Origin of the sequence: Natrialba chahannaoensis JCM 10990, assembly GCF_000337135.1 — an archaeon.
Lineage (GTDB): Archaea > Halobacteriota > Halobacteria > Halobacteriales > Natrialbaceae > Natrialba > Natrialba chahannaoensis.
The window spans coordinates 1-12,064 of sequence record NZ_AOIN01000058.1; the positions used below are offsets into that span (position 1 = coordinate 1).

Annotated in this window: 13 protein-coding genes and 2 pseudogenes; 2 read left to right on the forward strand and 13 right to left on the reverse strand. The window is 62.0% G+C overall.

All coding sequences use genetic code 11. The features are described from left to right. The 10 genes and pseudogenes from C482_RS10135 to C482_RS10180 all read right to left on the reverse strand — a co-directional run. Window positions 1-609: proton-conducting transporter transmembrane domain-containing protein (locus tag C482_RS10135; RefSeq protein WP_006167510.1), on the reverse strand; the 609-nt coding region annotated here is incomplete at its 3' end. Then, a complete protein-coding gene (locus C482_RS10140; protein ID WP_006167511.1) occupies window positions 606-2,231 on the reverse strand; it encodes a monovalent cation/H+ antiporter subunit D family protein in 1,626 nt (541 codons plus the stop codon). The genes C482_RS10140 and C482_RS10135, both read right to left, overlap by 4 nt. Then, window positions 2,224-2,589: a cation:proton antiporter subunit C gene (locus C482_RS10145; RefSeq protein WP_006167512.1), complete on the reverse strand. Its 366-nt coding sequence runs from the start codon at window positions 2,587-2,589 to the stop codon at window positions 2,224-2,226. The genes C482_RS10140 and C482_RS10145 overlap by 8 nt, the downstream gene beginning before the upstream one ends. After that, complete coding sequence (locus C482_RS10150; RefSeq protein WP_006167513.1) at window positions 2,582-3,106, reverse strand: MnhB domain-containing protein; 525 nt, start codon at window positions 3,104-3,106, stop codon at window positions 2,582-2,584. The genes C482_RS10145 and C482_RS10150 overlap by 8 nt, the downstream gene beginning before the upstream one ends. Beyond that, complete coding sequence (locus C482_RS10155) at window positions 3,106-3,663, reverse strand: DUF4040 domain-containing protein (RefSeq protein WP_006167514.1); 558 nt, start codon at window positions 3,661-3,663, stop codon at window positions 3,106-3,108. Before C482_RS10155 ends, C482_RS10150 begins: the two co-directional genes overlap by 1 nt. Next, window positions 3,660-4,022, reverse strand: a complete 363-nt coding sequence (gene mnhG / locus C482_RS10160; RefSeq protein ID WP_006167515.1) for a monovalent cation/H(+) antiporter subunit G — start codon at window positions 4,020-4,022, stop codon at window positions 3,660-3,662. Before mnhG ends, C482_RS10155 begins: the two co-directional genes overlap by 4 nt. Beyond that, a complete protein-coding gene (locus tag C482_RS10165; protein ID WP_394295540.1) occupies window positions 4,019-4,234 on the reverse strand; it encodes a cation:proton antiporter in 216 nt (71 codons plus the stop codon). Before C482_RS10165 ends, mnhG begins: the two co-directional genes overlap by 4 nt. A 62-nt stretch (window positions 4,235-4,296) precedes the next feature. Continuing rightward, complete coding sequence (locus C482_RS10170) at window positions 4,297-5,340, reverse strand: monovalent cation/H+ antiporter subunit E (RefSeq protein WP_006167516.1); 1,044 nt, start codon at window positions 5,338-5,340, stop codon at window positions 4,297-4,299. A 202-nt stretch (window positions 5,341-5,542) separates the two neighbouring features. Next, a pseudogene (locus C482_RS10175) lies at window positions 5,543-6,081 on the reverse strand (sensor histidine kinase). Then, window positions 6,014-7,024 carry a hypothetical protein gene (locus tag C482_RS10180; RefSeq protein ID WP_049896625.1) on the reverse strand — a complete coding sequence of 337 codons (1,011 nt, stop codon included), beginning with the start codon at window positions 7,022-7,024 and terminating at the stop codon, window positions 6,014-6,016. The pseudogene C482_RS10175 and the gene C482_RS10180 overlap by 68 nt, the downstream one beginning before the upstream one ends. 181 nt (window positions 7,025-7,205) lie before the next feature. Here C482_RS10180 and C482_RS10185 point away from each other — a divergent pair, with 181 nt between their 5' ends. Beyond that, window positions 7,206-8,276: a quinone-dependent dihydroorotate dehydrogenase gene (locus C482_RS10185; protein ID WP_006167518.1), complete on the forward strand. Its 1,071-nt coding sequence runs from the start codon at window positions 7,206-7,208 to the stop codon at window positions 8,274-8,276. A 65-nt stretch (window positions 8,277-8,341) separates the two neighbouring features. Here the strand turns inward: C482_RS10185 and C482_RS10190 are convergent, their stop codons facing one another. From C482_RS10190 to cyaB, 3 genes are all read right to left on the reverse strand, one after another. After that, window positions 8,342-9,520 carry a tRNA sulfurtransferase gene (locus C482_RS10190; protein WP_006167519.1) on the reverse strand — a complete coding sequence of 393 codons (1,179 nt, stop codon included), beginning with the start codon at window positions 9,518-9,520 and terminating at the stop codon, window positions 8,342-8,344. Between the two features lie 159 nt (window positions 9,521-9,679). Next, the gene (locus C482_RS10195; protein ID WP_006167520.1) at window positions 9,680-10,885 is read right to left on the reverse strand and encodes a methionine adenosyltransferase; all 1,206 of its coding nucleotides are present in this window, start codon (window positions 10,883-10,885) and stop codon (window positions 9,680-9,682) included. Between the two features lie 109 nt (window positions 10,886-10,994). Further along, the gene (gene cyaB, locus C482_RS10200) at window positions 10,995-11,699 is read right to left on the reverse strand and encodes a class IV adenylate cyclase (protein ID WP_006167521.1); all 705 of its coding nucleotides are present in this window, start codon (window positions 11,697-11,699) and stop codon (window positions 10,995-10,997) included. A 132-nt stretch (window positions 11,700-11,831) separates the two neighbouring features. Here cyaB and C482_RS10205 point away from each other — a divergent pair. Beyond that, a pseudogene (locus C482_RS10205) lies at window positions 11,832-12,064 on the forward strand (hypothetical protein); the annotation flags it as partial.

The window sequence follows — 12,064 nt, forward strand, 5'->3', positions numbered from 1 at the left end:
CGTCGGGCCGGCGGCGGTCATACTGGTGAGCCAGTAGGTGAGGACTGTCCCGGCGAGCAGGAACACCCCACCACCGAAGAACGTGTAGGTGAGGTATTTGCGACCGGCAATCCGGGCCTCGTCGTCCTCGTTGTGTGCAACCAGCGGGTAGGTGACGAGCGACAGCAGCTCGTAGAAGATGAAGATTGTCACTAGGTTTCCGGCGAACGCGATACCGAGCGCGGCCGAGAGGCTGGCCGCGAACGAGGCGAAGAACCGGGTCTGGGCGTGTTCGTCCAGCCCGCGCATGTAGCCCGCGGCGTAGAACGACGTAAAGATCCAGAGGAAGCTCGCGAGCAGTGCGAACAGCATGCCGAGCGGGTCGGCGCGCAGGACGAAGTCGATGCCAGCGAGGAATTCGATACCGAGCGATTCCTGCAGGCTCCAGTAGTAGGTCGTGCCGTCCAGCACGTCCGGGAGCATGCTGAGGATGATCCCGAACTTCGCCAGCGCGGCGAGGACGGACCAGCCCTCGCGGACGTTCGGATAGCGATACGACGCGATGATCAGTACCATCGCGACCGCCGAAACGAGGACGGCAGCGAGCGGTAAGATGGATTCTTCAGTCATTCGTTGAACACCTCCGTCGCGAATGGGTCGAGAAGGTCGTAGAGTTCACCACCCGCGAATCCGAGCAGGACCGCGACGATGGCGGCGACGATGACGAGTGTGAGCATACCGAGCGAGACGGCCTCGGGGTTACCACGGCCGATACGGCCGGCGTCGGTGAACGCGCTGGCACCAACGTCGCCAGCAGATTCGTCACTGTGTTCGCTCCCGTGCGCGTCGTCACCGTCCTCACCCTCGTGACCGCCGTCAGTCGCAACCGGAGCCGACGGGTGCGGTGATTCGACCGGCGTCGCCGGCGTGAAGTACATCTTTTCGAGCAACCGGGCCGAGTAGGCGAGCGTCAGCATGGTACTGAGCAGGATGACGACCGCGACGGGCCACATCTCTGCTTGCACCGAACCAACGGCGATGTACCACTTGCCGATGAAGCCAGCCGACGGCGGGATGCCGATCAGCGCGATCAGCAAGAGTGCCGTCCCGCCGGCGACGAACGGTCGGTTATCCGCGAGACCCGCGTACTCGTTGACGGTTCGTGCGCCGTAGCTGACCGCGATCACGCCGGCAGCGGCGAACAGTCCGGCCTTCATCACTGCGTGGCCGATCAGGTGGATGATCGCCCCAATCAGTGCTGTCTCCGTGACGAGACCGAACGCCGCCACGACGAGGCCGAACTGCGCGACCGAGGAGTAGGCGAACATCCGCTTGACGTCGGTCTGAATGACAGCGAGCGTGCTGCCTGCGAGCACACTCAGACAGCCGACCGTGACGACGATTTCCGTCAGGTACGGCGTTGACGTGAGGAACTCCGGCCCGAAGACCGTGTACATCAGTCGTCCGAGCGCGTACGCGTAGGCCGTCGAGACCAGCGCCGCGATAACCGGCGTCACGCCGTCGGGGGCGTGCTGGTAGGCATCCGGCTGCCAGGTGTGCAGCGGCCACTGAGCGACCTTCAGGGCGAAACCGACGAAGATGAACGCGAACGCGGCCTGCATTAGGACGAGGTTCTGCCCGCCCTGCGCGAGCACCTCGGGCATGATCTCCGAGAGCACCTGCATGTTCAGCGTCCCGGTTGCCATGAAGATGAAGCCGACACCAATCAGGTACAGCGACGCACCGACAGTCCCGAGAATCAGGTACTTCAGCGCCGAAACTGCTGATTCGGGACCATCTCCGCTCGCGATCAGCGCGTAGGTTGCGAGCCCGACGATCTCGAGGAAGACGAACATGTTGAACACGTCGCCGGTCAGCGAGAGTCCGAGCAGGCCACCGGTCAGCAGCAGGTAGCCCGCGTAGAACGTGTTCCCGCGTGGTCCGCCGACGCGCATGTACGCGAGGACGGCCGTTGCGGTGGCGATCACCAGCAGGGCGATCAGTGTGGAGAACTCGTCTGCGACGAGCTGAATCCCGAACTCTCGGGGCCAGCCACCGAGTTCGTGGGTGACCATCCCCTCGCTGTAGACCGCACTCGCGAGGTACGCCGTCGCGGCGAGCAGTCCCGTCGTCGTGAGCGCAGTCACGCTCCAACCGGTCCGATCGAAGCGCAGACCGAGTGCAATCGGCGCGGTGGCCATAAGAATCGGCACCGCGACCAGCAGTGGTAAGATGAGATCGGCGTTACTCATCGGCACGCACCTCCCGAAGGGTATCTTCACGGAGTGTCCCGTACTCCGAGTGGATTCGGACGATCAGTGCAAGGCCAACCGCTGTCAGTGCGATTCCGACCACAATTGCAGTCAGCACGATCACGTGCGGGAGCGGGCTGGCCATCGCACCGGGAGCGCCCTCGGTCGGAACAATCGGTGCCGACCCGCCTTCCACGTAGGCGACCGCGACGAAGAACAGGAAGATCGCCGTCTGGAAGAGGTTAACCCCGATCAGCTTCTTCACGAGGTTCTGATTGGCAATCATCATGTACATCCCAACGCCCATCAGGACAAACATTAGGGCGTAGGCGTAGCGCGAGGCGAGCAGTTCAATCATCGCGTCCCACCTCCGGACCCGAACCCGAGCGAGCCGAGTCGGTGTCGTTGCCGTGGCGTTCCGGCGTAAAGCCCGCCGCCGTGGCGAAGAACAACGTCATCACCGCGCCGGCGACGATCAGTGCGACACCACCAACCTCGATGGCTTCCATGCCCCAGTAGTGGGCGATCCCGAAGGTATCGGCGATCGCATCGTACTCGAGGAAGTTGCCGCCGAGGGCCATGGTAAACAGTCCGGTTGCGATGAAGATGGTGACGCCGCCGGTGATGAGGCCGGCGATGAAGGAGCTTTTGACCCACTTGCGGGTCGGATCGATCCCGAAGGCGAAAGCAAGCATCAGGACGGTGACGCCAATGATAGCGCCGCCCTGGAAGCTGCCGCCAGGGGTGTCGGCCCCGTGGAGACTCAGGAACATCCCGTAGGTGAGCGTAAACGGTGCGATAATTCGAACGGAGGTCAGAATGACCTGACTCTCCGAGTAGGTATCTGAGTTGGTGTAAGAATCTGGCTGCGACATTACGTGAACACCTCCCGTTTCAGCACGAGCAACACGGCAATTGCAGCGGCGAAGACGACGACGGCCTCTCCGAAGGTGTCGAACCCACGGTAGGAGGCAAGTACTGCGGAGACGGCGTTTTGCGCCCCAGTGTCGCTGAACGTATTCTCGATATAGTAGAGCGACGGCGTCTCAGTGAGGACGCCCTGCTCGCCCCAAATCGGTGCGGACTCTGTTCCGACGGCGTACATGTCGGGCAGGAGCGTTCCAAGTACCAGGACGAACGCGCCGACGACGATAACCGCCGGGACGTTGATCCGCTCGAAGAGCCGATCCGTCGAGGGTCGCGTCGTGCGCGCGATAGTCAACAGCAGAAGGATCGTCGTCACGCCGGCACCGATTGCGGCCTCCGTCATGGCGACGTCGGGTGCGAGCAAGAACGTGTAGAGAATCGCCATGCCGAGGCTGTAGGCACCAAAGACGACGATCGCAGAGAGAACGTCTCTGAACAGTGCTGTGGCGACGGCTGCCAGCAGGATGAAGATCGCGAGCGTGTAGGCGACAGCGGTTTCGATCATTGTGAGTCACCCTCGTCAGGAGTCGATGGATCCGGTTCAACATCGACCTCTGTGTCGTCGGTCAACGGAACGATTCCGGACTCGGCCGCAGAGCGGGCGATCGCGTGTGCGGCCGTCGGGTTCGTAATGAAGACGAAGAACAGCAATAGAACCGCGTAGATCGCCATACTGTCCCGGCCAAGCGCGAGTGCGACGGCTGCCAGCGCGAGTCCCGCGCCGAGCGTGTCCGTCTGGGACGCGGTGTGGGCTCGTGAGTATATGTCGGGCAGGCGGATGACACCCACCGCGGAGACGAACGTGAAGAACAGTCCGAATCCGAGCAGGACGACAATTGCCCAGAATCGAAGCTGTTCGATCACAGCACACCACCTCGCTCGACGGTAAACTTCGAGATGGCAATCGCCATCAGGAAGTTAAGTAACGCGTAGATCAGCGCGATGTCAAGGAACCACGGTTCTCCAAGCCCTGCTGCAAGCAATGCGAGGATGACGACCGTGTTCGTCCCGAGGACGTTCACCGCGAGCAGTCGGTCCTGGGTCGTTGGGCCAGCAACGGCGCGGTAGAACATCATGATCGCCAGAACGACGAACAGCGCCGCCGTGACGAGGAAGATGTCGTTGAGCAAGTCGGCAGTCACAGCTCGTCACCTCCGATAATTTCCGTGTCACCGCGCTCTTCCGGCGTCGGGATGCGAGTTCCCTTTCGGCCGTGGAACACAAAGCGGACGGCACGCTCTAACGAGCCCTCGAAGAGGTCCTCCCGAGCCGACGGGATGAGCGTGTGGATGAGCAGGCGCTGGTCGTCGGCCCGAACCGTTAGCGTCCCCGGCGTGAGCGTGATACTGTTTGCGAGCGCGAGCAACGGGAGCCCGCTCCGAACCCGCGCATTGACCCGCGTCATCGTCGGGGCGATCGGCATCGAGGGCCGCAGGATGACGACCGAAATCGCGAGGTTTGCCTTCACGATCTCGACAATGAGATACGGCACGTACAGTCCAAACCGCAGCGTCCGGATCGGCGAGCCAAGCCGGTCCAGTGGGAACGAAAACGTCACGTGTGCAAGCGAGACGGAGACGATACCGGCGACCGCAGCACCGGTGACGAGATCGAACCAATACGTCGGATCCCCGAGCACGAGATAAAACCCGTAGGAAATCCAGAACATCGCGAACATCTTGTCGAACCGCTCAGCGCCGTCACTGACCAGCCGTTCGTGGCGCGCAGGTCGATCAACCGGTGCCTCGTCGTAGGCCAACCCGACGCTCTCGAGTTCCCGCTCGAGTGGCTGGAGCATCTGTGCCGTCGTCCCCGGCTGGTACTCCGGGTCGAGCACCAGGCGGTCGATATCGTGTGCCGCCGCGTAAGTGTCGAACGTCCGCGCGTAGTCACGCGGCCCGAACAGGTACTCCTCCTCCCCGAGCACGGCAGTTTCGATGTCGATCGTCGTGGCCGTCGAACTCGCGTCCTCCCGAACCCAGCTCTCGGCCTTCGAGAGCAGTTGTTCGGCGTCCTCGGTCAGCGACTGCCCCTCCGGCATCTCCATATCGTGGGGCAGTGCAACGACGAGATGGAACTCGAGCGTTTCCGCCTCCCCGGGACACGATTGGACGGCGTACCCAACCGTCTGTCGGACGGTGACCGTGTCAGACAGCGGTACGAGCACTCGTTCAGCCGCCACGGCGCAACCCTCCTCGTGACCGTCGTTGGATACTCATGGCTCTTGTCGTTAGTCGACTCAAGCGGTAGCCGTAGGAAAACGATTTCGTTATCTGCCGGTTGGCCCGCCGCTTCGAACCGGTTTCAGACGGCTCCAGTTCACCTCCGGAGTCACGTTCTGTGGCAAGGTAACGGCGAAATACAGCATATTGGTGTCTCTCGGATCACTGAGACACGGTATCGCCCCACACGACATCGCAGTCGACGCAAGGTAAACGAAACCGTCGTTCCGACACCTGCTCGGATTCCAGCCAAATTTCGCCGCCATGGCGCTCGACAATCCGATTGCACAGCGCGAGTCCAATTCCCGTCCCGTCGTGCTCGTCGTGACTATGGAGGGGTCAAAGCCCTCGAAAACGCGCTCCTGCTGTGATGGTTCGAGACCGATTCCCACATCTCGCACCAAAACGAGCCACTGCTCACCGTCGCGCTCGGTGCTAACTGTGATAGTCGGCGGCTCGTCACCACTGTACTCGATCGCGTTAGTGAGCAGGTTCTGGAATACCTTCCGGAGCTGACTCGCATCACCCAGTACAGTCGCCAGTGGTGACACAATTGGCAGACTACTCGAGACGGAGTGGCGTGCTTCGAGAGGTCGGACGCCGAGACGCTGTCCCAGACTTGAATTGAGTCCGTCAGTTCGAGGGGGCGCTCCTGGCGAGTCCGACTCGGTTCCAGAAGTACCGACTGAGGAAGACCACACCGGTTGCGAGGAGAGCTACGTAGACGTACTCGGACAACACCAGCAGCAGAGAACACGACGAACCACAGCCGTCTCGCATCACTAACTCGTGGGTCGGTTCGAGGAGACTGGTTCCGAACTGCAGTGGAGACACGATCGTAAGCACGAGAAACAGCCCGAGGAAGGCAACAAGTTCGGGAACGCGCCGGTCGTGTATCGCTTGTCTCGACGCTACAGAATTGGGTTCGTCGACTGAGACACGGTTTGGCCGGTTCCGAAGCACGTACCACGGTGTCGCGAAGACGACTGCAACGAGTATCCCGAGCAGGCTCGCCGGGATGAGCATCGAAGCGGCCGCGTAGCCGAGCCCCGCACCCGCTCCGCCAGTCTCAAGCGTGCTTTGGGCCGCTTGAATCGTGTCTGCGGCGACGAGCGGTGGAAGAACAGCGACTCCGACGAGAGGGACGACGCGCTGGCGACGGGTCGAGGCAACCTCGTAGGTGAGCAGCCAGGCGAGATAGTAGCCGACCCAGAGGGAGGGGGTCACAGCGACCACCTCCCGAACCGTCTCAAGCGGCGAGGCAAGCAGCATCGACCAGGCGCGTTCGAGTCCGAACCCGTGCGTTGCCGTGGCGGCCGACGAGGCGAGTTCGAACCCGATCACGGCAACAATAGCGAGTGTCGTCGCCAGGAGCGCGGCTGCGAACGGTAGCTGTGCCGATCGAGTTATTCGAGCCCAGCTCAAGACGAGCCCGCCGAAGACGAGGTACACGATGCCGACACTGAGCGGGTCGAAGAGTCCGAAAAACGGATGCGGGTACTGAACGAGTTGCTGCGAGGAAAGGGTCCGGGCGAACTCGTCGGAGAGGAGGTCACCGAAGACGAACCCGAACACGATGGACAGCGCGACGAGTCCGATCCCCACTCCGAGGAGCTGGGTTCCGGCCCGCCGATTCTCACTCATAGTGTCTTCAGATACTGACGGTCGCTGTATATGTTTTATGTGTTGAAACGTTCGAGAAAATAGCTGAGAGCAGGTTCGGGGCGTCACCATCTCGAGTCGGTGTCGCACCCAGTGACCGGTCGGCCGTTCCGGCGAGAACGGCTTCGGGAGGTTTACCTACGAGCCGTCCCGATTTACTGTAATGACGCTGTACTCGCGAGTCCGTCCCCTCGCGTTCAAACTCCCAGCCGAGACGGCCCACGATCTCGGGAAGCGAACGCTGCGGGCGGCGCAGTCGACGCGGCCGACACGAGCGGCTATGTCGACGGCGTACCAGTACGACCATCCCGCACTCGAGGTAGACCTGTTCGACACCACGTTCCCGAACCCCGTCGGCATCGCCGCTGGCTTCGACAAGAACGCCGAGGTAACGCACGCACTGGAGGCCCTCGGCTTCGGTTTCGTCGAGATCGGAACCGTCACGCCCTACTCCCAGGAAGGCAACGATCGACCGCGGCTGTTCCGCCTGCGTGAGGACGAAGCAATGGTCAACCGAATGGGGTTCAACGGCCAGGGAATGGAGACAGTCAAGGCCCGACTCAAGGCTGACGGCACGCCGGGTTTTCCCCTCGGCGTGAACATCGGCAAGATGAACGTCTCGACCGAACGCGAGGCGATCGAAGACTACCGGCGCGTCTTCGACCGCCTCTCGCCGTTCGCCGACTACGTCGTCGTCAACGTCTCCTGTCCGAACACGCCCGACGAGTTCGACGAAGCCTCGCCCGAGCACCTCCGGGAGATTTTCGAGACGATCGACGCCGAGAACGATCTGGACGTCCCAATCCTGGTCAAAATCGGCCCCGACGAACCCGAGGAGTCGATTCTCGACCTCGTCGACATCGTTCAGGAGTTCGACATCGACGGTATCGTTGCAACAAACACGTCGACTGCGCGCGAGGGACTCGCTTCCGCAAAGCGCGAGGAGTGGGGCGGCCTCAGCGGCAAGCCAGTTGAAAGTCGGTCGACGGACGTGATCCGAACGATCGCCGACCACACCGACGGCGACCTCCCGATTATCGGCGTCGGCGGCGTCGACTCCGCCGCAAGCGCCTACCGCAAGATTCGGGCTGGTGCCTCGCTCGTCCAGCTCTACACCGGCTTCGTCTACCAGGGCCCCTCGACTGCCAAGCGGATCAACCGCGGGCTCGTGCGACTCCTCGAACGCGACGGCTTCACGTCGATCGAGGCGGCTGTTGGTGCGGAACTCAAGTAGCTACCGACTCGCGCGAATCAACTATCAACTATCAACTATCAACTATCAACTATCAAATCAACCGGTCAGGGTTCAACGAGTTCAGCCTGCCGCGCTGCTTCCTCCGCTCGCTCGAACAGGTCGTCCGGTTCGTACTCGAGTAGCGGCTCGAGTCGGGCGTTGGTTTCGGCGCGGTCGGGGGCGACGCGGTTGCAGCCAGCGTTGATCGTCGACTGGGTGAACGTGTCGATTTTGCGGGCTTTGGCGACGATGTCGGCTTTGTCCCAGGTGAGCAGCGGGCGGTGGATCGGCAGTCGGGTTGCACGGCTGGTAACGCCGAGGTTCTGGAGCGTCTGACTCGATTTCTGGCCGACGGCTTCGCCGGTGACGATGCCGTGGGCGTCGACGCGGCGTGCGAGGTGCTCCGCCGTGCGATAAAAGAAGCGACGCAGCGAGAGCATCCGGCCCTGTTCCATCGTCTCGACGAGCAGATCGACTGTCTCACCGCCGGGAACCGTGTAGACCTGTGTGTCGAAATTGGGTGCGTAGCGCGAGAGCGTTCGCACGGTTTCCATCGCGCGCGCCTCGTGGTCGATGCCGCCGTAGTCACCGAGATCGACGTACACCGGCACGATCGGACTGCCGCGTCGCATCATCTCGTAGGCTGCGACGGGGGAGTCGATGCCGCCGCTGATCAGCGCGATGACCGGCTCCTGGGCACCGAGTGGGAGTCCGCCCGGTCCGGGGGTTTTCTCGAGATAGATGAACGCGAAGTCCTCGCGGACCTCGACGCCGAAGGTGAGGTCCGGATTATCGAGGTCGACTTCGGGTTCGAACTTGTCCTCGACGGCCTCCCAGATGGCGGTACCACCCTCGCGAGCGAGGTCTTCGCTCGTGTAGGGGAGGCTCTTGTCGGCGCGGCGGGCGTCGACGGCGAACGCCCCGCCGTCGTAGCAAGCTTCCGCGATTTCGGCGAGTGCGGCACAGATTTCTCCCTTCGCGGTGTCGACAGTTCGGACGGCGCTGGCTGAGACGACACCGAAGGCGTCCGCTGCGGCCGCTGTGGCGGCCTCAATGTGTTCTTCGTCGGTGTGAATGAGGGGTCGGTTCCACAGACGTTCGACCTTGCCGGGGATCGAGCGGTCCGTGAGGAGAGCCGTGAGATTCTCCGCGAGACAGTCCTCCATGTACCGCTTGACCGTGTTGCTCTTGGTGTTGACATCCCCGTGACGGACGAGGACAGTGTCGGCTCCCGGCGGGTGCATGGACAGCGTTAGGGAGGCGCGCCATAAGGGGGTTACGAGCGACGGTCGTTGATGGATTGAGCGAACTCACCTCGACAGTGAGTCGCCTTTCTGACCGCGCTGACTAGTAAATAGGAGGAGAACCTGCGAAACGCAACTGAAAACTAATCGAGTCCCACGTTAGAACGTCGTCAGTTCGCCGTCGATAACCTTTCGCGTGATGTCTGTGACGTTCGCGAGTTCGTCGTCGACGATGGCTTCAATCTCATCTTGGACGTCTGCGAGTTCAACACTGTCGGTCGTAACGACGTGGACATCGGCGACGTGTGGCTCGTCGATTGGGCGGCCGATCTGGGAGAGCAGGCGAACGCGCAGGTCACGGATGCCCTCCACTTCGGCGACGACCTCCTCGGCGATCTGTGTCGAGAGCAGGTTGTAGATCTTCCCGATGTGGTTGACCGGGTTCTTGCCGCTCGTCGCCTCCATCGACATCGAGCGGTTTGGCGTGATGAGCCCGTTGGCACGGTTCCCGCGGCCGACGGAACCGTCGTCACCCTGCTCTGCGGAGGTGCCGGTGACGGTGAGGTAGATCGAGCCTTCCTCGTAGTCGTCGGCCGTGTTGACGTGGACGTTGACCTCGCGGTCGGTGTGCTCGTTCGCGACCTCGGTGACGAACTCGCGAACCGACTCGACGGCGTCCGCGTAGTCGTCTAGATCCGCGATGTACTCGTCGATCATCGCCGCCGCGACGGTGACGTCAATCGTGTCGCCCTCGCGCTTGCCCATGATCTTCACGTCGGGGCCGAGATATGGATTCTCGTCGGCGAACTCGCCGTTCAGTCGTGCTTCGGCCTCGGAGACGATCTGTTCTGTTTCCGTCAGTGGTGCGTGACCGACGCCAAAACTCGTGTCGTTGGCCATCGGCACACGAACTTCGTCCTCCCCGAAGACATCCTGCAGGTCGCCACTCCCCTCACCGAGTTTCACGTCGACGACGATATCCTCGCCGTACTCGAGTTGCGGGATGGTCTCTTCGAGGTACTCACGCGCTGCGCGAAGCGCGATCGTTTCGGTTGGGATGGTCTGGCCTTTGTAGTGTTTGGTTGCGCGGCCGACGATCAGCAGGTAGATAGGGTCGACGACTTCGCCACCGCCGAAGGCGGGTGCGGCCTCGCCGGCGACGAGCTGTGTCTCGTCCGTGTTGAAGTGCAGTACTTCACCGACACGGTCAAGATATTCGCGTGCGAGTGCGCCGGCAACGCTCTCTGCGACGCCGTCACAGATCGAGTCCGGATGTCCGATCCCCTTTCGTTCGACGATTTCGACCTCCTGATCTTCGACTGCCTGTCGGTCGATTGGCTCGACCCGAATGTTCCGCTTGCTCATTGCCGGCTCTAAACGGAGCGTGGTTCTATAACTTGCGGAAACAGATCAACGCCGGAAAATACCTGGGAGTTATCCACCAATCGACCGCGTTTGGCGGGCAATCGGGCGCTCAGGAGTCGAGCAAGAGCCCGAGATACGAGGTCCGAAGCTGGTCGTCGGGGTCGAGGCCGAGCGATTCGAGAACAGTGTACGCGCCATCGCGGGCGGACTTGAGTTCGATCTCGCTCTCGACCTCGGTTTCGACCTCGACGTACTCGCCGACATCGTCGACGGCGTCGAGTGTGATGGTAAATTCGGTTGGGGATGTGTTGGCTGTCACAGTCGTGTCCGTGTCGATTACAACAGTGTATCGCTCGCGCTCTTTGCGAACCGTCGCGGCCGGTTCGAAGCCGAGATTCGTTAGAATCGAATCGAACGTTTCGCCGTTACCGATGGCGGTTTCTGCCTCCTCGCGGGTCTTTGACTCGTCATCGACGAGCGGTCCCTTGTAGGTGACACGTGTGTCGCCGTCGTGTCCGTCAGCTCTGTTTTGATCCGAATCGGGACGACGCTCACGCCGAATCCGCAATGCTTCGTCCGTCTCGGCGAACGACCGGTGCGGTGCATCGTAGTACGTGTCGGTCTGCACGACCGTTCCCGCCGGTGTCGCATCGAGTGCTGTGTCACCGTCTACGTCTCCGTTCTCGTTCCCGTGCTTGTCCTCGTTCCTGCTCCCGTTTCCGCTTCCGTCCCCGTCCCCGTCCCCGTATCGGCTCTCGAGTAGCAACCGAACACGGTCGAGTTCGGCAGGCACCTTCACTTCGACCTCGTACATAGCCGGTCAAACGGGAAACGACCGTAAGTATCGGTCGTTCTCGTCGCTGGCCGGCAGTATACCAGTCGCCATGTGGTCGCGTTCTCGGACCAAAGCGTCGTACTTAAATGTCGACGGCGGGACGTACAACGTATGACCGAGGAACAGGAGGCCGAGCTCGATGAGCAGGCCGATGACGTCGAAGCGGAAGCCGACGAAGACGCAGCCGAAGCCGAGGGGCTTCAGGACGGCGACTTCGTCGAACTCGAGTACACTGCATACACCGCCGACGGTGACCAGTTGGTCGATACGACCGACCCAGAGGTCGCCGAAGAGGAAGGTGTCGCAGATCAGAACCTGTCTCTTATACACATCTCTGAGCGGGC

Excerpts from the sequence above, each read along its gene's own strand:
- C482_RS10140 (WP_006167511.1), bottom strand. The coding sequence starts at position 2,231 with ATGAGTAACGCCGATCTCATCTTACCACTGCTGGTCGCGGTGCCGATT.
- C482_RS10145 (WP_006167512.1), bottom strand. The coding sequence starts at position 2,589 with ATGATTGAACTGCTCGCCTCGCGCTACGCCTACGCCCTAATGTTTGTC.
- C482_RS10150 (WP_006167513.1), bottom strand. The coding sequence starts at position 3,106 with ATGTCGCAGCCAGATTCTTACACCAACTCAGATACCTACTCGGAGAGT.
- C482_RS10155 (WP_006167514.1), bottom strand. The coding sequence starts at position 3,663 with ATGATCGAAACCGCTGTCGCCTACACGCTCGCGATCTTCATCCTGCTG.
- C482_RS10165 (WP_394295540.1), bottom strand. The coding sequence starts at position 4,234 with ATGATGTTCTACCGCGCCGTTGCTGGCCCAACGACCCAGGACCGACTG.
- C482_RS10180 (WP_049896625.1), bottom strand. The coding sequence starts at position 7,024 with ATGAGTGAGAATCGGCGGGCCGGAACCCAGCTCCTCGGAGTGGGGATC.
- C482_RS10185 (WP_006167518.1), top strand. The coding sequence starts at position 7,206 with ATGACGCTGTACTCGCGAGTCCGTCCCCTCGCGTTCAAACTCCCAGCC.
- C482_RS10190 (WP_006167519.1), bottom strand. The coding sequence starts at position 9,520 with ATGCACCCGCCGGGAGCCGACACTGTCCTCGTCCGTCACGGGGATGTC.
- C482_RS10195 (WP_006167520.1), bottom strand. The coding sequence starts at position 10,885 with ATGAGCAAGCGGAACATTCGGGTCGAGCCAATCGACCGACAGGCAGTC.
- cyaB (WP_006167521.1), bottom strand. The coding sequence starts at position 11,699 with ATGTACGAGGTCGAAGTGAAGGTGCCTGCCGAACTCGACCGTGTTCGG.